This is a genomic window from Candidatus Villigracilis proximus (genome assembly GCF_016717045.1).
In the GTDB taxonomy this organism is placed as follows: Bacteria; Chloroflexota; Anaerolineae; order Anaerolineales; family Villigracilaceae; genus Villigracilis; species Villigracilis proximus.
On record NZ_JADJUO010000020.1, the window covers coordinates 48,207 to 69,774 of the forward strand.

The window sequence follows — 21,568 nt, forward strand, 5'->3', positions numbered from 1 at the left end:
TGTGTGACCGACCTGGGACTCGAACCCAGAACCAAATGATTAAGAGTCATTTGCTCTGCCAATTGAGCTAGTCGGCCATACACGCGGACGGTATTATACCGCAAAGAAAGTCCATGTCAATAAGTTTACTGCGGCTTTCGGTGTATCTCGTACAGACTAACCAGCCGCGCCATTAAGATGGCAACATAAAGTACACCGATGGTCACTTCAAGTCCGGCCAGCATCCGCGCCCACTGACTGGCAGGGAGCACATCGCCATAGCCTGCAGTGCTGAGCGTGATTAGGCTGAAATAAACAAGTTGTTGCCATGAAACCGCTGTGCCGAGGGTGTTATCGATAAAAGAACCGGGGGCAGCCACTTCCAACATGCCATAAATGGGGACGAATAGAAACGAGAGCAGGAAATACACGGCAGCGGCGGCGTAGATCACATCCGCGTTGACAGATTCAGATGTAAAAATAAATCTCATCAAGACCCAGATAATGGTGATATGAAATATCAAGAGAATAAAATATGTCATCTGGGTTTTCCAGAAACTGGCCGGGTCAAGCGCGTATAAAATTGCAACAACCAGCCAGACAACCGCGATACTGGCAGACCATATCAGGTGGGCACGGCTGTCACTGGCAATGAAGATTCCCGCCACAAATAATCCCGCGTACAGGATTTGATAAATAATCAATGCTGTGACATTCCCATTGCTTGTAATGGGGTAGATCACGTTTAAGAGCACGATCAGAATAAGCACATAAATTGCACGGCCTTTAATGGTGTCTTTTTTCATGGGAGGATTTTACCCCCATCTTATTCTGCCTGGGGCGCAGCACAAATATCAGAATCAAAAGGACAGGCAAATTGCCTGTCCTTTCTTCTTATACTTCAGTCTAGGAGAAGTGAGATGTTTACTGAGGCGGGAGGAGTACCGCGTCAATTACATGAATTACACCATTTGAGGCTTCAATATCTGTGATAATGACTTGTACGGTATCGCTCAGGAAGACATTGCCATCCTTGACGGTGATGGTAACATCCTTGCCGAGAACTGTTGTGGCACTGGTAAGAGTGACCACGTCCGCAGCCATGACTTTGCCAGAGACCACATGGTAGAGCAAAATATCTGTCAATTGCTGTTTGTTTTCAGGCAGAAGCAGGCTGTCTAAGGTGCCAGCGGGCAATGCAGCGAAAGCATCGTCAGTGGGGGCAAAAACTGTGAAGGGACCTTCACCACTCAAAGTTTCGACCAATTCGGCAGCGCCAAGAGCAGCCACGAGGGTTGTGAAGCGTCCGTCAGCTACTGCAATGTCAACGATAGTGTTTGTTTCCATCGCAGCATCCTCGGCAGGCGGCAGGAGAACTGCATCGATTACGTGGATCACACCATTGGAAGTTTCAATGTCTGTGATGATTACTTTTGCTTCGTTGATGTAAACATTGCCCATATCAACCTTTATGGCCACATCCTTACCGAGCACGGTGGTGGCGCTGGTCAGAGCGGTCACATCGGCGGCCATCACCTTGCCAGAAACCACATGGTAAAGCAGAATGTCGGTCAATTGCTGCTTATTTTCAGGCTTGAGCAATTCGTCAACTGTGCCAGCGGGCAAAGCGGCGAATGCATCATCGGTGGGGGCAAAAACAGTGAACGGGCCTTCGCCTTTGAGCGTATCAACCAATTCGGCGGCTCCTACAGCCGCTACAAGCGTTGTAAAGCGGCCATCTGCAACAGCCGTATCGACGATGTCCTTGAGCATCGGCTCAGGGGTTGCAGTGGGCTCAGGAGCCTGTGTAGCAGTAGGAGCAGGGGTGGCCGCGGGCGCACAAGCGGCCAGAATGAGTGAGGTGACTACCATTAATATTGTGAACATTGAAAAGCGTTTCATTTTTTTCTCCATTTATAAGATGTTACATTTTTACAATATTTTGAACAGGTTTTGTCCATATATTGTCTCTATTTTACATCTTATGTACAGGCTGTCAATATACTAGAATATTCTCTAATAAAACACTTAATTACCTCCCCCAACCACAACCCCTTCTGGATTGTCTATTTGTATTTCATAAAGGTAATGTCCACACACAATAAAAAGCGGGACGGCAAAAACGCCGTCCCGCAAATAATCATTCACTTATTGATTATATTTTTAGAATAACCTCAACACTGCAGTACTCGCCAACAGAAACAACCACTGTGGAACGAAACTCAACACCACTGTGGCAATCGCGGTGGACATGGTTGTGAAGTCCAGCCACATTTCGCGTTCGATGGTGGGGTCACCTTCGCGCATATACATGTTGACGACAATACGCAGATAGTAATAGGCCGAGACCAGTGAGGTGACCACGCCGATGATGGCAAGGCCGGGATATCCGCCGGCGATGACAGCACGGAAGAGATAGAACTTGCCGACCATGCCCAATGTGGGAGGGAAGCCAATGAAGGAGAGCATGAAGACGGTCATGGCGGCGGCCAGGGCGGGATATTTCTTCGCAAGGCCGGCGTAATCTGCGATCTCAAGCCCCTTGCCTTCGGCTTTTTCAAGTGCGATCACGACACCCCATGTGCCGAAGTTGGTCACAACGTAGGAAACGAGATAGAACAAACCGGCGGCAATTGAGATCGGCAAAACTTCTTTATTGCCATAGGGCACAAAGGCCATCAGGATATAGCCCGCGTGCGCAATGCTGGAATATGCCAACAAACGTTTGATATTTGTTTGCGAAATGGCGGTGAGATTACCAACCACCATGGTCAGCGCGGCGAGCACCCAGAGGACGCCGGTCAGGTCAGCGGAGAGGGCGGGGAATGCGGTGGCAAAAACGCGTAGTAAGGCCGCAAAGCCAGCGATCTTCGCACCAGAGGACATGAATGCCGTCACAGCCGTTGGAGAGCCCTGGTACACGTCTGGAGTCCACATGTGGAAGGGAACAGCCGCAACCTTGAAGCCAAAGCCGACGAGGAGCAGAGCAGCCCCGATGGTTAGGAGCAGGCTTGGGGTTTCGTGCGAAGCGGCGAAGAAGATTCCGCTCAGGGATGTGGTTCCGGTCGCGCCGAAGATCAGGGCGGTGCCGTAGACGATAAATCCGGTGGCGAATGCGCCGAGCAGGAAGTATTTGACGCCGGCTTCTTCAGACTGCAAATTGGGACGGGCGAAGGCCGCCAGCACATACAACGGGATGGACAGTAATTCAAGCGCGAGGAAGACGATGATGAGGTCTGAGGCTTGCGCCATCAACATCATGCCGGTAATGCTGAAGAGCATGAGCACGTAATATTCGCCGCGCTCAAGCTTCATGCGTTTGAGATAGCCATAGGCGAGGGCAATGCCGAGTAAACCACTGATAATGACCAGCGCGTTGACGAACAGGGAAAAGCCATCGAGAGTCACCATGCCATTGAAGCCTGTGCGCTCAACACCCACCAGCGTTTGCCAGATGATAAAACTCAGGGTGGCGGCCAGGCCAAGCGCCGCGAGGAAAGCGGTGATACCCTTGCGTCCCTTCGGGATGAAGAGATCTACGAGCAGAAGTATGCTCGCCCATGCGACAAGGACTGTCAATGGAATGATGGAGTAAAAATTAGCGTAAAAATCAGTTTGCGTCATGAACGCTCCGAAAATCTTGACGGCAGACGGTGGACAGTAGACAGTGAACAGTTAACAAAACTGGTCGACGGTCTTTGGTCTACGGTCAACGGTCTTACTATAAAGGTAACGCGGATAAAAGTTTCTCAACAGCAGGAGCTATCAAGTTGAAGAACGGGGCGGGATAGAGACCGATCCAGAACATGAAGATCAACAAGGGGGCAACAGTGAGAATTTCGCGCCAGTTGAGGTCTTTTAGTTCGTGATGTTTCGTGACCTCACCGGCAGGGCCGAGGAACATTTTCTGGAACATGTAGAGAATATAAACCGCCGCCATGATGACACCGATGGCGGAGATACCCGCGTACCAAGGACTGCCAATCGCCTTTGAGCCGAACGCGCCAAGCAAGATGGTAAATTCGCCGACAAAACCGTTCAAGCCAGGCAGACCCATCGAAGAAAGTGAGGAGATCAACATGACCGTGCCGAAAATCGGCATGACTTTCCACAGGCCGCCGTAGACTTTGATCTCACGTGTGTGAGTCTGTTCGTAGACCATACCAATGAGAAGGAACAACGCGCCGGTGCTTAACCCGTGATTGATCATTTGCAAAATCGCACCAGACACACCTTCAGCATTGAGCGCGAACATACCGAGCATGACAAATCCAAGGTGACTGACGGATGAATATGCAACCAGTTTTTTCACATCAGACTGTGCGTAGGAAACCGCCGCGCCATAGATGATGCCGATGGTCGCGAGAAGCGCGATCCACGGGGCGGCTGCGATGGTGGCATTCGGGAAGAGTTGAATGTTGAAGCGCAGGAAGCCGTAGGTACCCATCTTGAGCAGAACGCCAGCCAAAATCACAGAACCGGCAGTTGGCGCTTCCACGTGGGCATCGGGCAGCCACGAATGCAGGGGCCACATTGGAACTTTGATGGCGAATGCAGCTGCGAAGGCCACAAACAAAAGCATTTGTGTCTGTGGGTTGATCATGCCTGATGAATAAAGCCCGCGCAATGCGGCGATCATTTCAGGGAGGTTGAATGTGCCGGTCTTGACGCCGAGGAAGAGAATCGCAACCAACATCAAAATGGAGCCAGCCATTGTGTAAAGGAAAAACTTGACCGCGGCATAAATGCGGCGTGGTCCGCCCCACAGGCCGATCAGGAAGTACATCGGCACGAGCGTGAATTCCCAGAAGATGTAGAACAGGAACAGATCCTGCGCGAGGAAGACGCCCAGCATGCCCACTTCCAACAAGAGGAAGAAGATCATGAAATCCTTGACACGGTCTTCCACGGCTGTCCACGTGGAGAGGATGGAGATCGGTGTCAGGAAGGCGGTGAGCAAAACAAGCAAAATGCTCAAGCCATCTACCGCAAGATAATAGTAGATGTTCCAGCCGGCGACATTGATCCACGGGTATTTGGCTTCCAATTGAAGATCAGGATTGGATGCTTTGAATTGTACGAGCACCCAAAGTGAAATACCAAACGTGATCAGGGTGGTAACCATTGCGACCCAGCGAATGGCGGTCTTCGCTTCGGACTTCATAAAGAGAAGTACAAGCACGCCCACGAGCGGGAAGAAGGTCAGAAGAGTAAGAGGTTGCAAAAGAAATTCCATGTTCTATCCTCAAGTGCAAGATCGTCGAAGGTCAAAGGTCGAGGTCGACTTTTGACTTTCGACCTTTGACTATTTAAAAATAAGATATCCTAAAATCAAGACGACGCCCAACATGACAGAGAGCGCATATGAACGCACGAATCCATTCTGGACCTTGCGCATGATTCCTGAAACCCATTGAGTTGCTGTGCCGAGCCAGTTTGCGAAAGCGTCAATACCTTTTTGATCGGCATACTTGGTCAACGCGACTTCACTCAGCCAGTTGTAAGTTCCCAGAATAACCGTATCATGTACAAAGTCATGCCAGAAGCGCCAGTCAATTACGTCTGCAATGAATTGGGAAGCCTTTTTGAATGGATTGATGATGACGGCGAAATATCCTTCATCCACAAACCATTTGTTTTCCATGCCAGTGAAGATAAATCCAAGCGGCTTTTTGAGCGGATCGATCTGGCCGGACTTGAGCGGATTGCGTCCGTAAATAAGCCATGAAATAAAAATAGCGGCGAGAGCAAGAACTGTGGAAATTCCGGCAACCGGCAAATCAAGCGGAAGGGATCCAACTTCGCCGAGGGTGTATCCCAGCCAATGACCAAGATTGTGGAAACCTTCGAAGGGCAGATTCAACGCGCCACCCAGGACCGATAAAGCTGCGAGGACCATAAGCGGCACGGTTATCACTTTGGGGCTTTCTTCGGCGTGCGCGGCTGCTTCGTGTCGCGGTGTACCGAAGAAGACCATCCACACCTGACGTCCCATATAGAAGGCAGTTAGGAATGCAGCGAGCGTTAACTGGCCGTAGACACTTGGGTAATGCAGACTTGCATCAAGCAGAATTTCATCCTTAGACCAGAAGCCTGCGAAAGGAAAGATACCTGCGAGAGCAAGCGTACCGATCATGTAGAGCCAGAAGGTAACGGGCATGGTCTTGCGAAGTCCGCCCATGTTGCGCATATCGCCCGGGTCGAATACTTCACCATGTTCATCGCCGTGACCATGATCGTCTTTTTTCTTCTTTCCTTTTCCATGATCGTCATGCGCGGCATGATGGGCCGCGTGATGATGTCCGCGCTCAAGCCCGAGGATGACAGAACCAGCCGAAAGGAATAACAAGGCCTTGAAGAAGGCATGTGTAATGAGATGGAACATGCCTGCAGTGTACGCGCCCATACCGACTGCGGCAACCATGAAGCCGAGTTGGGAAATGGTGGAGTAGGCCAAAACTTTCTTAATATCGTATTGACCGACTGCAATCGTCGCAGCGAAGAGTGCTGTCCCTGCGCCGACCATTGCAACAATATATTGCGCCTGCGGTACAAGCGTATAAATTTCAGCAGAACGTGTAATCAGGTAAACACCTGCGGTCACCATTGTGGCGGCATGGATCAAAGCCGAGACTGGTGTCGGGCCGGCCATCGCATCTGGGAGCCAGATGTAGAGCGGAATCTGCGCTGATTTACCAGCAACACCGACCAACATAAAGAGGGTGATCGCGACAATGATTCCGGGAGGAGCTGTTTTGGCTGCCTCGAAAACTTCATCGAACTGGAAGGAGCCGAGATACCAGAACATCAGGAAGCCCGCGATCAGGAAACCAAAGTCACCGACACGGTTGGTGATGAAGGCTTTCTTGGCCGCATTGGAATTTGCCCAGGATGGCCGTCCAAGCGTGTCCATCTCATACCAGAAGCCGATCAGCAGGAAGGAGCAAAGCCCCACGCCTTCCCAGCCGACGAAGAGCATCATGTATGAATCGCCTGAGACGAGAATCATCATGGCTGCAATGAACAGGTTGAGGAAGAGGAAGAAGCGGGTAAAGCGTCCCTCTTCGTGCTTGAAGCGCACATCCTCGTGCATGTATCCGATGGCATAGATGTGGATCAGCGTGCCCACGCCCGAAACGACCAGCATCATCGTAGTCGAGAGCGAGTCAATTCGGAAAGTCCAATCGAGGCTGAGGGTGCCGATGTGGATCCATTCCGCCAAACGCCAGCGCACGACTTCGCCATGATTAATCGAGACTGAATACGCCAACAGCACCGAAACGACAAACGCCGCTCCCGATGCCAGGCTTGCCACCGTGCCGACCATGTTCTCGCTGAACTTAAACTGTTTGCTGAAGATCAAATTGATCAGCAAGCCGGTTAAGGGCGCAAAGACCAGCCACGGGGCTAAAAAGAAAAATCCGCCAACTACTGTTTCGCTTAAGTGCATAAATTTCTCCGCAATTCGATACTCGCTATTGGGTATTCGAAATTCGAGTATCGAATATCGACTTATCCTTTAAGAGAATTCATCTCATCAACATTGATGTTCTTCTTGGTCTTAAAAATTTCAACGATCAAGGCGAGTCCCACGGCCACTTCGGCGGCGGCGACTGCGATGACGAAAAATACAAAGATCTGCCCGGTGTAGAAGGGCTGTCCGCCGGCTACTTCGTAGGAACGGCCAAAGGCCACAAATGCCAGATTACCCGCGTTGAGCATCAACTCGATCGACATGAAAATGATCAAAGGATTGCGGCGGATCAATACACCCAATGCGCCGAGGGTAAACAAAATGGCCGAAAGGATGACGTAATAATCTACAGGAACCATTATTTATGCCCTACCTTTTCGCGATTTGTAAGTACGATCGCACCCACCATCGCGACCAATAATAAAATGGAAGTGATCTCAAACGGCAGAAGGAATTGATCGAAAAGGATCATCGCCATATCCCGCAAGCCTTCCATTGAATTCGTTGCAGCATCGGGCGCAGTAATGACCGTGTTTAACCGCGAACGCGCAAAGATCAGATAAACTGATTCCACGGCAAGAATGGCTGCCAAAATGAAAGCCAGCGGTCTCTGCCACGGCATGGCCTGAGGCAGAGGGACAAGGCTTTCCGCGCCGAGCAGCATGATGACGAAGAGGAACAGCACCATGATCGCGCCCGCGTATACCGTGATCTGCGACATGGCAATGAATGGCGCACCAAGCATCAGATAGAAGACGGCCACCGTCACAAAGTTCAACACGAGGAATAACGCCGAATACACTGCATTGCGGCTGAACAACATGCCAAATGCGCTGGAAATGGCAACAAGGGAAAGAACGAGGAAAACAATTAATTCAGAGGTCATAGATACCTTTTGCGTAACTGGTATATGGTAGTTCCCAATTACTAATCAGTCGGGTTTTGCATTTCAGGTACTGAGCGTGTGTACACACCTGCATCCACTTTGCGTGGAGTGAGCATTTCTGCAGTTTTGACAGGCTCAAGCAAAGAGTCTTTTGTATAAATCGCCTGACGCCGGTCAGTAAATGAGAGTTCGTAGTTATCGCCGAGGACGATCGCCTCTGTCGGGCAGGCATCTTCGCAAAAGCCGCAATAGATACAGCGCAGCATATTGATCTCGTAGGTGGAAGCAAATCGCTGTCCGGGAGAGAAACGCTTTTCATCCGTATTTTCAGAGGATTCCACGAAGATCGCATCCGCCGGGCAGGCTGCCGCGCAGAGTGAACATCCGATGCATTTCTCAAGTCCATTGTCGTAGCGTTTCAAGACATGGCGTCCACGGAAGCGCGGACTAACCGTACGCTTCTGTTCAGGGTATTGATAAGTGACGGTCTTCTCAAAAAAGAAGGAGCGGAGCGTTTCACCGAGACCGCGCCCAAGCTCAATAACGGGATCAAATACGCCCATTGGATTTTCTCCTCAAGTCACGATAAATAAGCGCCACCGCAACCATTGCACTAATAATAGAAAGAACGGGGATGCTATAGAAATAAATTTGATTATTTAATTCCTGCGCCAGCAAAATACCGGCGGCGGTAATGAAGAGCACCACCAGCGAAAGCGGCAGAAGAACCTTCCAGCCGAAAGACATCAAACGGTCATAGCGGATGCGCGGCCATGTGGCACGGATCCAGATCATGAAGAACAACAGGACGATCACTTTCAACAGCAAATAGATCGGGCCAAGGAACCAGAAACGATCCACACTAAGGATGCCGCCCGCAAAATCCTTCAAGAACCAAAACTCACGATAACCGCCGAAGAACAAAGTCGCGGCGATCATACAAATTACGATCATCTTCTGATATTCAGCCATGAAGAACAGCGCGAATTTCATGCCTGAATATTCCGAGTGGAAACCGGCGGTCAATTCCTGTTCAGCTTCCGGCATATCGAACGGCGCACGATTGACCTCAGCCAGTGTCACGATCAAAAAGATCAACGCGCCCACAGGCTGGATCACTGCAAACCACATTCCACTTTGTGCGTTGACAATGTCCACCAGATTCATGGAGTTGCCCATCACGATCGCAATCGCAAAGCACAAGCCAAGAGAAAGTTCATACGAGATCATTTGTGCCGAAGCACGAATACCGCCCAGCATGGCGTACTTGTTGTTGCTCGACCAACCCGCCAGCGTAATCCCGTATACCGCAATGGAAGCGATGGATGTCAAATATAAAACACCGACATTCAAGTCTGCGACATACAGGGTAATGACACGGCCAAACAAATTGAACGATGTGCCCAGCGGAACAACTGCGGCGAGTACAAGTGAAGGCACCACGGTCAACACGGGAGCCAGTACAAAGACCACTTTATAAACGCGGGCGGGAGTCAGCTCTTCCTTGAAGATCAACTTCACCGCATCCGCGATCGGTTGCAGCAAACCCTGATATCCGGCGCGGTTCGGTCCGACACGCACTTGCATACGTGCCAGCGCACGGCGTTCATATAAAGTCAGATACGCAAAACCCGTCAACAGGATCAGGCAGAGTACAAATCCTTTAATTACCCATTCAAGCCAGAAAGTCCAATCCATTACTTCACCTTCCCTTCGACCAGGCTCAAGACACGCGCCGCCACAGGTTCATGGATCGCAATTCCCATACTACGCGGAACCAGCGCCACACCGGCCGAGATCGTATCGTCCAACTTCACAATCACTTCGGCATTCACGCCTTCAAAACTGATCTTCACGCGCGCACCTTCCGCCACGCCCAAATTCTTCGCAGCCGATGGATGCAGAGTCACAGTCGCTTCACCGATTCGTCCTTCAAGCAATTGAGCCGGATTAACGGTCACACCACGGTCATACAATTTATTAACCGGAACGGCCATCAACTCTTTTTCTTTTGGACGAAGAGCCGCTTCTTTTCTGACCTTTGAAATGGTTACTGTTTTCCCAGACTGGGCAGCCGGGGCGAGTTGAACACCCAAACCCTGCGTATTCTCATAAGTTGTGCCGCCGTAATACAAGTCACCACGGCCCACGATCGGCCACTGACCATGCACTTCAGCGAGCTTTTCATAACTAATATCTGTAAACGCATCAAGTGAGTTTGCCAGAATATCAAACACTACAGAAACAGACGAACCCTCAAGAATGACGCCCATCTGTTTTGCAACTTGTGAAGTGATCGCAAAATCGGGTTTCGCATCGCCCTTCACCGGCACAGCCGCATAGAAGCGCTGTACACGGCGTTCACCGGAAGTAAAGGTTCCCTCACGTTCCGTATACGCCTGGGCGGGGAAGACCACATCTGCCATCTCGGTAGTTGCTGTTTCAAGAATATCCTGCACGGCCACGAACTTCGCACCTTTGAGAGCCTTCGCCAGAGCGGGGTCATCCCCTACTGGATCAGCGCCGACAATATAAACAGCCTTACCTTTAAGCGCTTTCTCCAGATCAGGCTCAGGCTGGAAACCAACCTCCCACGCACCCTGATCGTTGACTCTCTGCCAGACACCAACCAAACCGTTGTTCGGTTTGCCGATGTGATCGGTTTCTTTCAAAAGTGTGGCACACGCAGATGCGAGACCGGATGAACCGTTCAAGCCGAGTCCATCGTTGCCAAAGAATACAATCGCATTCTTCGCCTTTGCAAATTCATCAGCGATCTTGCTCTTTTTGCTCAGATCATTGATCGTTTTTACTTCATCGCCGTACGCATAGCGGATGACGAACTTCGCAAATTTATCGAGTTTGGTTTCGCGCGGATTTGCCACGATCAACGTCGCGCCGCGGTCAGCAGCCTGTTTCACACGCAGCCACCAAATGGGAGATTCCTGATACAAATCCGAAGCGACCACGAGAATGGCATCACCCTTGCCCATCTTGCCAATATTTGTTCCCTGCCCCACACCCACCAGCGCGGTAATATCACCGCCGCCCATGTCTGAGTACATGATCGCAGTACCGCCTGCATGATCTGCGAGTGACTTAAGATTGAAGAGATCTTCATTCGCCAATCGGCCTGAGGCCAAAATAACGAAATCCTTCTTATATTTTACAAAATTTTCTGCGGCGAGTTTGGTCGCTGCATCCCATGAAGCGCGCGCCAATTTCTGATCCTTGCGGATAAGCGGCCGGGTCAGGCGTTTCTTGCTTTCTGTGTAATGATAAGCAAAGCGGCCTTTATCGCACAACCAGATCTCATTGACTTCTTCATTCTGGCGCGGCATGACACGCTTGACAACAATATCGCCAGCCGCTTTGGCTTCGCGGCGGGTATTAAGCGTGGTGTTGCATCCAACCGGGCACTGCGTACAAATGGAAGCTTCTGCTTGTAATTCCCATGGACGGGCACCAAAGCGGAAGTCAGCAATGGTCAATGCGCCGACGGGGCAAATATCGGTGGTATTGCCTGAGAAAACAGAATCAAATCCCGGTTCAGACAAAGATACGATCTGTGTCGAGCGGCCGCGCTGATCAAATCCAAGAACGGCTTCGCCGGCAATTTCATCCTGAAAGCGGATGCAGCGCGCACATTGAATACAGCGTTCGCGGTCCTGCCAGATCAACTCGCCGAGTGGAACCTGTTTTTCAAAATGTAATTTTTCATCATAAATAAAGCGGCTCTGACCGGGGCCAAAAGCCATTGTCAAATTCTGAAGCGGACATTCGCCGCCTTTATCACAAACCGGGCAATCCAAAGGATGCGAGGTGAGCAGAAATTCAACTGTGCCCTTCTGACCGTCCACTGCTTTATCAGATGTGGTCATTACAACCATGCCTTCTGAAACGCGATTGGTGCAGGCTGTTTCAAGCTTGGGCATGAACTGGATCTTGGGTTGACCATTTTCCATTACAACCTGACCCGTGGCGCGGTCGAGCATGGGTCGCCCGATTTCCACCAGACACATGCGGCACATACCGACAGGTTCGAGTTTGGGATGATGGCAGAAAACCGGAATATCAATCCCTGCCATCTTGGCGGCATCGGCCACCAGTGTTCCATCCGGGACAGTTACACTAATTCCATTAATTGAAACCGTGACTTGTTTCGTCATGCGTGCTCCGTTAAGCCTTTACTACTTTTTTGAAATCTTGCGGGAATCTTTCAATACCGGTAACCACAGCCATCGTTGAGAATTCACCCAGCGCGCACAGGCACTTGCCCTGCATTTGTTTTGCCACATTCAAAAGCAGATCAACGTCCGCTTTTGAACCTTCGCCGGAATGAATACGTGTTGTGAGATTCTTCATCCAATAATTACCTTCACGGCAGGGCGTGCATTTGCCGCAGCTTTCGTGCTTGAAGAAATGGATGGTCTTGTTCACCACCCAATCCATATCAACCGTATCGTCCAACACGATCACAGATGCAGACCCGAGGTCCGCGCCGATCGTGCGGACAGTTGCATAATCCATCGGGGTATCGAGTACTTTATCATCAACAACAATAATGGAGGAGGAAGCACCCGCAGCCATGATCGCCTTTACCGGGCGTCCTTCCTGAATTCCGCCGCCGTGTTCATAGATCAACTGGCGGAAGGTGGTGCCGAAGGGCAGTTCATAATTTCCAGGTTTGCGGACACGACCCGAGAGTGAAAAGATCTTCACGCCCGCGCTGTCCAACGTTCCCATTGATTTGTACCAGTCGGCGCCATTGGCGAGGATCATTGGCACGTTTGTAAATGTTTCCACATTGTTGATAATGGTGGGTTTGCCATATAAACCAAACGAAGGCGGGAACGGCGGACGTACACGAGGCTGTCCACGTTTGCCTTCGAGTGATTCAAGCAAGGCAGTTTCTTCGCCGCAAATGTAAGCGCCAGCGCCAAGATGTGTAAAAATTTTCAGGGAGTAATCTTTGCCAAACAGGTTATCACCAAGATAACCGGCTTTTTCCATTTCAGCGATCTTTTCGTCAAGGAAGGCGGCTACCTGCCAGAACTCGCCGCGCAGGTAAACATAAGCCACAGTCGCACCGACTGCGTAACTGGCAAGGGCGAGTCCTTCCAAAAACTGGAAGGGATTGCTTTCCATGATCTCGCGGTCTTTGAAAGTGCCGGGTTCAGATTCATCAGCATTGGCAACTACATAATGCGGCCAGTTCTTGTTATCAATGAAGGACCACTTCATGCCAGTCGGGAAGCCCGCGCCGCCACGGCCGCGCAGATTGGAGTTTTTAACCACATCGGTCACTTCAGCGGGCTGCATTTTGGTTACAGCTTTTTTGAAGGCGTCAAAGCCGCCGTTCTTTTTATACACTTCAAGTTTGTTGATGTCGAGGACATCACGATGACGTAATAGAACGTGTGCCATTATTTCGCCTCCCCTTCAGCACGCTTCAATGCTTCGATCAATTCCACGGTGCGGTCCACGGTCATGTTTTCGTGATATTTGATGCCATCCGGTCCTTGTGTCTGGAACATGGGGGCTTTGTCACAGGCGGCGAGACAGGTAACAGCTTCGAGCGTTACGAGACCGTCAGCTGTGGTCTCTCCAACTTTAATTCCCAAATTTCCGCACAGGTTATTAAGGAATTCATCCGCACCGCGCAAGGCGCAAGGCAGATCGTTGCAGACCTGCATGCGATACTTGCCGGCTTTTTCATCGTGATAAAGTGAATAGAAGCCAATGATCGAGGCGACTTCGGTTTCGGTAATATCAAGCATTTTTGCGATATCCTGCATCGCGGCTTTATTGACATATCCTTCTTCGCGCTGCGCAAGATACAAAATCGGCATCACAGCCGAGCGTTTCTGCTCAGGCGGATACTTCGCCAGGATCTGTTTTATTTCCTTTTGATATTTTTTTTCGAGGCTCATCTGTCAATATCTCCGAGGACAATATCAATGGAAGCAAGGATGGCAACCAGATCAGCCACCAAATGTCCCTTAACGATCTGTGGAAGCACACCCAAATTATCAAAAGAGGGAGTGCGTAAATGCACGCGCAACGGTTTGGGTCCGCCATCGCCTTCAAGCATCAACGCCAGTTCACCGCGCGGAGATTCAACTGCGCTGTAAATGGAAGCTTTCGGCGCAGGGAAACCTTCTGTCCACAACTTGAAGTGATGGATGAGGGATTCCATGCTGACACCGATCTCTGAACGGGGCGGCGGGACGAACTTGCGATTGTCCGAACGCACCGGGCCAAGCGGCAATTTATTCAAAGCCTGTTCAACGATCTTCAATGACTCACGCAATTCCTGAATGCGCACCAGATAACGCGCATATGTATCGCCTTCCGTTAATACCGGCACATTGAAATCATATTGTTCATAGCCACAATAAGGGCGCACCTTGCGCAAGTCCCAGTCGACACCTGAAGCGCGGAGTGTGGGGCCGGTGACGCCGTATGATAAGGCGGTGGCTGAATCTAAAATTCCAAGACCCAGCATACGGTCCAGGAAGAGCGGGTTCTTCGTCAACAAGGCTTCGTATTCATCAATGCGTTTCGGGAAGATCTTGATGAAATCGCGCACGGCTTTTTCAAATTCCACGGGCACATCGCGCCATACGCCGCCCGGGCGGAAGTAGGTGGTCATCATGCGCTGGCCTGAGACCAGCTCAAAGATATCGAGGATCTGTTCGCGTTCGCGGAAACAATAAAGGAACATGGACATGGCTGCAAGGTCGAGGCCTGAAGTGCCGAGCCAAACCAAATGTGAAGCGATGCGCTGCAACTCAGTCAGGATCACGCGCAGGCCTTGAGCACGCACGGGCACATCCAGATCGACCAATTTTTCAACGGCTATCACATACGCGAGATTATTTCCCATCGTATTCATATAGTCGAGGCGGTCGGTCATCACTTCAGCCTTTTGGTAGGTCTTGGCTTCCATGTTCTTTTCAATTCCCGTATGCAAATAACCAATGTCGGGAATACAGTTGACAACGATCTCGCCGTCCAACTCAAGCAGCAGGCGCAGCACGCCATGCGTGGACGGATGCTGGGGGCCCATGTTCAAGAGCATGGTTTCACCGGTCAGCGCACGCTCTGAAACAAGATGTTTAAATTTTTCCAAACCGACTTCTTCAATCTGGGTCATGACTATTCCTTTGCGTACAATTTTCGCAGATCGATATCATCAAAATTAAATGTAAATTGCGGTTCCTCGTAACCCAGCGGGAAATCTTTTCGAAGCGGATGACCTTCGGTTTCTTCGGGCATCAAAATACGGCGCGGATCAGGATGACCTTCGACCTCGATGCCGAACATATCGAGGAGTTCACGCTCACGCCAATTGGCCGAACCAAACACACCCGTGGCAGTCGGGACCTTCGGACTGCTCCCGTTTATCGGGACTCTGATCTGCACTGAGAGATTTTTGGCGAGCGATGTTAATTGATAGATCACGTGAAAGCGCGGCGTTTCCTGAGGCCAGTAATCGGTGGCTGTTAACGCAGAGAGCAATTCAAAATTATGTTCATCACGCATGAGCACCAACGCTTCAATGATCTGCTCGGGTTTCACGAACAGATGCACTTCATCACGAAATTCTTCGTACGTCGCGCTGAATTTTTCCTGCGCCGCTTTTACAATGGGTTCGAGTTTTTTATCCATAAATATTTCCTAAAGACCTGACAATTGTCAGGTCTTCCGTATTTTATTTATACTTCTCAGCATATTGCTTGAATGATTCGCCTTTGACCTTTTCGTGAATGGTCATGACCCCATGGATCAAAGCTTCAGGACGCGGCGGGCAGCCCGCCACATATACATCAACGGGAACGATCTCGTCCACGCCTTGATAAATGGCATAGTTATTGAAGACACCGCCACAGGAAGCGCAATCGCCCATGGCGATCACCCATTTTGGTTCGGGCATTTGATCGTACAAACGACGAAGGACGGGACCCATTTTCTTTGAGACACGTCCAGCTACGATCATCAGGTCAGATTGGCGCGGACTGGCACGCATGAGTTCCATACCGAAGCGGCTCATATCATAGCTTGAAGATTGCGCAGACATCATCTCGATCGCGCAACAGGCCAGACCAAACAACATCGGCCACATGGCATTCGTACGCGACCAGTTTACAACACCTTCAAGGGTGGTGGTAACCACACCCATATTTCCAAGTTTTTGCTCTACTCCCATTCCAACGCTCCTTTTTTCCAGGCATACACATACCCGATCAATAAGATACCAATAAAGACGACCATTTCAAGCAAACCAAAAATGCCCAGCTTGCGAAACGCGATCGCCCAGGGTAAAAAGAACACAACTTCAATGTCAAAGAGAATGAACAATACGGCGATCAAATAGAAGCGGACCGGCATGCGCCGCGTCCCTTCGCCGTATGGATTCATGCCTGATTCATAGGGCATGGATTTTGCATCTGAATTTTTACGTGGACCAAACAATTCCCCCAACCCTATCGCGATAAACGCAATCAGCGTTGCTACCGCGATCATCACTGCAATGGCAATATATTCCAACAACATAAAAACACCTCTTGGTGTGTGAAATCAGTGCGTGAAATCTGGCACGTTCGGCGAAGTATATCATAAGAGACTTTTAGTAACTAGAGAAAGTGTTACATTTCACAAAATTGATGATATTAGTCATATTGAAGGGATTAAATACTTTTTTGACCTTTCCTTATTTTCTCCCGCCTTCAAACACACGTTTTAAAATAAAGAAGGAAAGCTGTCTCGACAGCTTTCCTTCTTTTGAAATTTCGGTTAATCCCTAAATAATCTCGCAGGTCGCGGCTGCGTGTGGGATGCCGCAACTTACGCAGCGCTTTCGCTTCTATTTGACGGATGCGCTCGCGCGTCACGTCGAAGTAACGGCTCACTTCTTCCAGTGTGTGTTCCCGCCCGTCACGCAGACCGAAGCGCAATTCAAGTACTTCTCTTTCACGATCGGATAGTGAAGCGAGTGCGTGTTGCATTTGCTCGCGCAGCATTTCACGTGCTGCCGCATCGATCGGAGACGGCGCTTCTTCATCTTCAATGAAATCACCCAGCGTACTGGAATCCTCGTCCCCCACCGGACCTTCAAGGGAGACAGGCTCCTCAGCCGAACGAAGCACACGATTCACCTTTTGCGTGGCGGTATCAAGGCGTTGCTGCAATTCCGGACTAACCACTTGATTCTCGGCATGTGCGTGCAAAATAACCTGCACATCAGCAGCCGAAAGATAACCAACTTCCACAGCCAACTCTGCGTGACTGGGATCTCTGCCCAACACTTGAGTCAGATGTCTTTGCGCACGCAGGATGCGTGAAATGGATTCAAATAAATGAACGGGAATACGAATGGTGCGCGCCTGTTCAGCAATCGAACGATTGATCGATTGGCGAATCCACCAGGTGGCATAGGTGCTGAATTTAAATCCGCGGCGTGGATCGAACTTTCCCACCGCGCGTAACAATCCCAGGTTGCCTTCCTGGATCAGATCGAGGAAGTTGATGCCGCGTCCAAGATAACGTTTGGCAACACTGACCACCAAACGCAAATTTGCATTGATCAGCGCCTGATTGCCTTCCACCGCGCGGACGTGGATCAAGTCCATTTCGTTGAGCAGTTCTTCGTCGGAAGGCAGGTTGCGGTAGAGAGTGCGTTGGGCCGGGAAGGAGTATTGATCGCGGACATGCGTCAGCAGCCACTCAGCATATTTAAACGGGAGCAGGTACAGGCTGAGAAAGACCGCGTAGGCATGTCGGGCAAGATTATCCCAAAGATGGTCAACGCCCCAATGGCCGTTATCCAAATAAGCACGGAAATAAGATGGAGAGTCAAATTGCCAGCCCGTGTGCAAAGACTGCGACTCGGCGACCATCAATGCCAGATTGGGAAGCTCATGATTAAGCCGTTCGGTATCTTCGATCAGGCGATCCCACGAAGTGAGCATCTCGGAGATCAGGGAATGATAAATGGAGGAGGAAAGCGAAACCCCTTTGCGTTGACTCAGTTTGCGCAGAGTTGCAATGAAGCGGTCTGCCTCGCTCAGTGTGGCAAGACGAAACTCACTATCGGAATCAAGTAATTTGACCAGGCCGATCTCACGCAGATATAAACGCACCGGGTCTTCAGAAAGTTCAATTGCCAATTCCTGTGAACGCAGCGGAAGGATTTCATCAATATCATCTTCCTGCTGTGCGAGCAGGGCTTCATCCGGTTCAACGGTTTCATCTGCCATAAGATCCAGAGAGATCCCGTTGTCTTCAACCAACGCCTCCAAAACAGGATCGGCCAAAAAATCAGGCTCGTCCATTTTTGGGATATGCGCGGAAGGCAGCGTTTTTTTATCCGGCTTGGCTGTAGCTTTGGTTGTTGGTTTTACTTTTGCGGGCATTGGCTTCCTTTTCCCTGATGGCAATGTTTCAAAAAATCCAGAATCTTTTTGAGTGACCCAAACGATGGGATCTTCAGGAAGATCTCCAAGGTCTGGTAATCATTACGCCTGCCGCTTTAATGCCATTTTCTTTTTTGCCTGATCCAAACCATGGATCAGTTTTGTAACCTGTATGGTTTGTTCCTGATACATTTTTTTATTCGTGCCATTTTGCTGTTGATCATCCTCCTGCAAAAAACGCAGTTGGTTCATATTTGTCATTGCATTCATGCGGCGCAGATCGATCAATCGCAGTAACAATTCTTCGAGCACCTTATCTTCCACGAGTTCAGCGTTTTCTATTTGCGCGAGCAGGTCTTTCGAGACATCACTCCCCAGCGCAGATAGATGACTGACGACATAATGACGATGTTCGCGTTCATCCTGCTCCACCGCCGAACGAACAATACCGAACACCAACTGATGGTCAGTATACTCGAAGTCATCCGCGGCCAGTGCACTCAAACCAAACTCTTGCAGCTTGCGATCCAGACTATATAAAAATTCAGGGCGCCGTAATAAAACACCAAGGCAATAGGATTCGATCATCAGAGTCGGATTGAGCGCCACAACCGGCGATTCAGCCTTTTTGGTTTGAGCGGTCACCCGCGGCTTGCGCCTCACCACCGGACCCTGAACCTGCGTACCCGTTAATGCGCGTTCATCCACCTTCAGCATTCGCGACAACGCCTGACGGTATGTGTCACGTTCCATGGGACTGGGCAGGTCTTCAATTAAAGGAAGCACCTGCGCCGCAATTTGATTCTTTACTTTTGCATCATTAAGGTTTTGCCCGGCCGCCAGCGCTTCCATAACATGCGTAACGATCGGCTTGGCATTCTCGATCAAGCGTGCCCATTCATCTTTATCACGCGCTACGATCTCATCGGGGTCAAGATCATCCGGCATGGATGCGACCCGCAGGTCGGCTTGCAAGCGTGCTTCGTTGCGTAATAATCCACGCGCATCGAAGCCCAACTCGCCTTCACGATCCATCGCGGAGCGCGCTGCATCGAGTCCGCGCAGCACGGCTTTTTGTCCAGCAGCATCAGGATCCAGCGCGAGGACAATGCGCCGCGTGGAGCGTTTCAACAAACGCAGCTGATCTTCTGTCAACGCGGTGCCCATCGGCGAGACCACATTCTCATAGCCGGCTTGATGCAGGGCGATCACATCCAGATAGCCTTCGACGATCACCGCCTGATCAGCCATGCGGATCGGCTTGCGCGCGCGATCGAGTCCATAGAGAATACGTCCCTTGCTAAAGATCGGCGTCTCGGGTGAATTCAAAAATTTGGGAATATCATTCGGGTCCACGATGCGCGCACCGAAGCCGGCCATTTTTCCATTTTCATCACGGATGGGAATCATGATGCGGTTGCGGAATTTATCGTAGCGTTTGCCATCTTCACGATCTGTCAGCAAACCAACTTCGATCATCTCCTGCTCGGAATATCCCTTTGGGGCAAATTGCTTCAATAGATTATCGTATCCGTGCGGGGCATATCCCAGCCCGAAGGTTTCGATGGTTGAGTCGCTTAATCCGCGTTTCTCGCGCAGATAAGTTAATATCTCTTTATTGTTGAATAAATGCGTGCGATAGTAAATAATCGCGTCTTCAAGCAGCACACGCAAATGTTCATGCGCTTCTTTAACTTCCGGCTTTTCAGTGACAAAAGACTCAACCTTCACCCCCGCGCGGTCAGCCAGCTTATTTAACGCTTCCTTGAAATCAAGTCCATCGCGCTTCATCACGAACTTGAAAATGTCACCGCCTTCATTGCATTGACCAAAACAGCGCCATGTCCCCGACTCAGGCCAGACCACAAAAGCCGGCGTGTGTTTGTTATCGTGGAAGGGACAGAATCCCGTGTAGTTCTTGCCCGCATGGCGCAGTTTCACACCGGCCTCGGAAACAAGGTCTACAATATCGATCCTGGATTTAACTTCATCAATGGTGGACATAATTGGGTGAATGAATTATAGACGTATTCCGGAATTTGGCAAAGAGAAAAAATGAGCAGGTTTTCACCTGCTCATTTGTGTCATTCGGCACATATTTCTTTGATAACCTGGATCGTGCTAAGACCTTTCACCTCATAGACTATGGTACCTGTCCCCTCCCAGCGGGTAACATCCAACACCACTTCCAAATATCCATCCTGATTGAGGTCTATAAAACTTGAAAGCAAATACGTGTAGGGATAGGTCGGCTCAGGCTGGGCTGAGTGATACACATCCACCGCAAGCGGGATGGTCACAACTTCGCTGCCGGATATTTTTCTCATAATTACAATGGAGTAATCGCCAAATTCTGTCAGCGGAGTAGATGGATCTTTGAAACGTGTTGCTGAAATAAAGATCTCATCCATGCCGTCTCCTTCAATATCCGTCCGCAGGATGCGTGTGATCTGCACATCAGGCTGGGCAATCCCCTGCGAGGTCAACCACTCTGCCACGGCCTGCTGATAGACGGGAGTATCAACCGCAGTTTCCATAAACGGACGAAGCGTCACATTCCACCCCTTGGCAAAGCCAAATAAAACCTGCGATTCGCCGCCCAGATTAGAACTTACATAATACGCTCCACAATAAGGTTCAATTTCCACTGAGGTAGCGCCAACTACTCCAAAATAATCTTCAACTTCAACTGCATCGATAAACCCGTTTAGCCCGTACACATCGTAAGGTTGATCAAATTGCAATCGCTTATAAGTTTCAGAATCGGTGATCCAGGTTCCATCCTGAAAACCTCCTAACACCTGAAAACTA

The 21,568-nt window shown here is 50.2% G+C and carries 18 protein-coding genes, 1 tRNA gene and 2 pseudogenes; all 21 read right to left on the reverse strand.

What is annotated here, in order from left to right; translation table 11 throughout:
• Window positions 1-4: 4 nt before the first annotated feature.
• Window positions 5-77, reverse strand: a tRNA-Lys gene (locus IPL71_RS19400).
• 48 nt (window positions 78-125) lie between these two features.
• Complete coding sequence (locus tag IPL71_RS19405; RefSeq protein WP_345324495.1) at window positions 126-785, reverse strand: ion channel; 660 nt, start codon at window positions 783-785, stop codon at window positions 126-128.
• 118 nt (window positions 786-903) lie between these two features.
• Window positions 904-1,881 carry a fasciclin domain-containing protein gene (locus tag IPL71_RS19410; RefSeq protein WP_345324497.1) on the reverse strand — a complete coding sequence of 326 codons (978 nt, stop codon included), beginning with the start codon at window positions 1,879-1,881 and terminating at the stop codon, window positions 904-906.
• Between the two features lie 261 nt (window positions 1,882-2,142).
• Entirely contained in the window at window positions 2,143-3,603 is a 1,461-nt protein-coding gene (locus IPL71_RS19415; RefSeq protein ID WP_345324499.1) for an NADH-quinone oxidoreductase subunit N, read from the reverse strand.
• Window positions 3,604-3,700: 97 nt separating this feature from the next.
• A complete protein-coding gene (locus tag IPL71_RS19420; RefSeq protein ID WP_345324501.1) occupies window positions 3,701-5,215 on the reverse strand; it encodes a complex I subunit 4 family protein in 1,515 nt (504 codons plus the stop codon).
• 69 nt (window positions 5,216-5,284) lie between these two features.
• Entirely contained in the window at window positions 5,285-7,429 is a 2,145-nt protein-coding gene (locus IPL71_RS19425; protein WP_345324502.1) for an NADH-quinone oxidoreductase subunit L, read from the reverse strand.
• 62 nt (window positions 7,430-7,491) lie between these two features.
• On the reverse strand, window positions 7,492-7,812 hold the full coding sequence (nuoK, locus tag IPL71_RS19430; RefSeq protein ID WP_345324504.1) for an NADH-quinone oxidoreductase subunit NuoK: 321 nt from the start codon (window positions 7,810-7,812) through the stop codon (window positions 7,492-7,494).
• Window positions 7,812-8,339 (reverse strand): NADH-quinone oxidoreductase subunit J, encoded by a 528-nt coding sequence (locus IPL71_RS19435; RefSeq protein WP_345324506.1) that lies wholly within the window; start codon window positions 8,337-8,339, stop codon window positions 7,812-7,814. The genes nuoK and IPL71_RS19435 overlap by 1 nt, the downstream gene beginning before the upstream one ends.
• 41 nt (window positions 8,340-8,380) lie before the next feature.
• A complete protein-coding gene (gene nuoI, locus IPL71_RS19440; protein ID WP_345324508.1) occupies window positions 8,381-8,902 on the reverse strand; it encodes an NADH-quinone oxidoreductase subunit NuoI in 522 nt (173 codons plus the stop codon).
• On the reverse strand, window positions 8,889-10,037 hold the full coding sequence (nuoH, locus tag IPL71_RS19445) for an NADH-quinone oxidoreductase subunit NuoH (protein ID WP_345324510.1): 1,149 nt from the start codon (window positions 10,035-10,037) through the stop codon (window positions 8,889-8,891). The genes nuoI and nuoH overlap by 14 nt, the downstream gene beginning before the upstream one ends.
• Window positions 10,037-12,508 carry an NADH-quinone oxidoreductase subunit NuoG gene (gene nuoG / locus IPL71_RS19450; protein ID WP_345324512.1) on the reverse strand — a complete coding sequence of 824 codons (2,472 nt, stop codon included), beginning with the start codon at window positions 12,506-12,508 and terminating at the stop codon, window positions 10,037-10,039. The genes nuoH and nuoG overlap by 1 nt, the downstream gene beginning before the upstream one ends.
• Before the next feature lie 10 nt (window positions 12,509-12,518).
• Complete coding sequence (gene nuoF, locus IPL71_RS19455) at window positions 12,519-13,766, reverse strand: NADH-quinone oxidoreductase subunit NuoF (RefSeq protein WP_345324514.1); 1,248 nt, start codon at window positions 13,764-13,766, stop codon at window positions 12,519-12,521.
• Entirely contained in the window at window positions 13,766-14,272 is a 507-nt protein-coding gene (locus IPL71_RS19460) for an NADH-quinone oxidoreductase subunit NuoE family protein (protein ID WP_345324516.1), read from the reverse strand. The genes nuoF and IPL71_RS19460 overlap by 1 nt, the downstream gene beginning before the upstream one ends.
• On the reverse strand, window positions 14,269-15,498 hold the full coding sequence (gene nuoD, locus IPL71_RS19465; protein ID WP_345324517.1) for an NADH dehydrogenase (quinone) subunit D: 1,230 nt from the start codon (window positions 15,496-15,498) through the stop codon (window positions 14,269-14,271). The genes IPL71_RS19460 and nuoD overlap by 4 nt, the downstream gene beginning before the upstream one ends.
• 2 nt (window positions 15,499-15,500) lie before the next feature.
• Window positions 15,501-16,013: an NADH-quinone oxidoreductase subunit C gene (locus tag IPL71_RS19470; protein ID WP_345324519.1), complete on the reverse strand. Its 513-nt coding sequence runs from the start codon at window positions 16,011-16,013 to the stop codon at window positions 15,501-15,503.
• 43 nt (window positions 16,014-16,056) lie between these two features.
• Window positions 16,057-16,551 (reverse strand): NADH-quinone oxidoreductase subunit B, encoded by a 495-nt coding sequence (locus IPL71_RS19475; RefSeq protein WP_345324520.1) that lies wholly within the window; start codon window positions 16,549-16,551, stop codon window positions 16,057-16,059.
• Complete coding sequence (locus IPL71_RS19480; protein WP_345324522.1) at window positions 16,542-16,898, reverse strand: NADH-quinone oxidoreductase subunit A; 357 nt, start codon at window positions 16,896-16,898, stop codon at window positions 16,542-16,544. The genes IPL71_RS19475 and IPL71_RS19480 overlap by 10 nt, the downstream gene beginning before the upstream one ends.
• A 248-nt stretch (window positions 16,899-17,146) precedes the next feature.
• Window positions 17,147-18,007, reverse strand: a pseudogene (locus tag IPL71_RS19485) (sigma-70 family RNA polymerase sigma factor); the annotation flags it as partial.
• A gap of 405 nt (window positions 18,008-18,412) precedes the next feature.
• Window positions 18,413-18,757: pseudogene (locus IPL71_RS19490) on the reverse strand (sigma-70 factor domain-containing protein); the annotation flags it as partial.
• Window positions 18,758-18,859: 102 nt separating this feature from the next.
• Window positions 18,860-20,761, reverse strand: a complete 1,902-nt coding sequence (dnaG, locus tag IPL71_RS19495) for a DNA primase (RefSeq protein WP_345324524.1) — start codon at window positions 20,759-20,761, stop codon at window positions 18,860-18,862.
• A gap of 80 nt (window positions 20,762-20,841) precedes the next feature.
• Window positions 20,842-21,558, reverse strand: coding sequence for a hypothetical protein (locus IPL71_RS19500; RefSeq protein ID WP_345324526.1), 717 nt, complete (start codon window positions 21,556-21,558; stop codon window positions 20,842-20,844).
• Window positions 21,559-21,568: the final 10 nt, after the last annotated feature.

Coding starts and splice junctions, on each gene's coding strand:
- IPL71_RS19405 (WP_345324495.1), bottom strand. CDS start 785: ATGAAAAAAGACACCATTAAAGGCCGTGCAATTTATGTGCTTATTCTG.
- IPL71_RS19410 (WP_345324497.1), bottom strand. CDS start 1,881: ATGAAACGCTTTTCAATGTTCACAATATTAATGGTAGTCACCTCACTC.
- IPL71_RS19415 (WP_345324499.1), bottom strand. CDS start 3,603: ATGACGCAAACTGATTTTTACGCTAATTTTTACTCCATCATTCCATTG.
- IPL71_RS19420 (WP_345324501.1), bottom strand. CDS start 5,215: ATGGAATTTCTTTTGCAACCTCTTACTCTTCTGACCTTCTTCCCGCTC.
- IPL71_RS19425 (WP_345324502.1), bottom strand. CDS start 7,429: ATGCACTTAAGCGAAACAGTAGTTGGCGGATTTTTCTTTTTAGCCCCG.
- nuoK (WP_345324504.1), bottom strand. CDS start 7,812: ATGGTTCCTGTAGATTATTACGTCATCCTTTCGGCCATTTTGTTTACC.
- IPL71_RS19435 (WP_345324506.1), bottom strand. CDS start 8,339: ATGACCTCTGAATTAATTGTTTTCCTCGTTCTTTCCCTTGTTGCCATT.
- nuoI (WP_345324508.1), bottom strand. CDS start 8,902: ATGGGCGTATTTGATCCCGTTATTGAGCTTGGGCGCGGTCTCGGTGAA.
- nuoH (WP_345324510.1), bottom strand. CDS start 10,037: ATGGATTGGACTTTCTGGCTTGAATGGGTAATTAAAGGATTTGTACTC.
- nuoG (WP_345324512.1), bottom strand. CDS start 12,508: ATGACGAAACAAGTCACGGTTTCAATTAATGGAATTAGTGTAACTGTC.
- nuoF (WP_345324514.1), bottom strand. CDS start 13,766: ATGGCACACGTTCTATTACGTCATCGTGATGTCCTCGACATCAACAAA.
- IPL71_RS19460 (WP_345324516.1), bottom strand. CDS start 14,272: ATGAGCCTCGAAAAAAAATATCAAAAGGAAATAAAACAGATCCTGGCG.
- nuoD (WP_345324517.1), bottom strand. CDS start 15,498: ATGACCCAGATTGAAGAAGTCGGTTTGGAAAAATTTAAACATCTTGTT.
- IPL71_RS19470 (WP_345324519.1), bottom strand. CDS start 16,013: ATGGATAAAAAACTCGAACCCATTGTAAAAGCGGCGCAGGAAAAATTC.
- IPL71_RS19475 (WP_345324520.1), bottom strand. CDS start 16,551: ATGGGAGTAGAGCAAAAACTTGGAAATATGGGTGTGGTTACCACCACC.
- IPL71_RS19480 (WP_345324522.1), bottom strand. CDS start 16,898: ATGTTGTTGGAATATATTGCCATTGCAGTGATGATCGCGGTAGCAACG.
- dnaG (WP_345324524.1), bottom strand. CDS start 20,761: ATGTCCACCATTGATGAAGTTAAATCCAGGATCGATATTGTAGACCTT.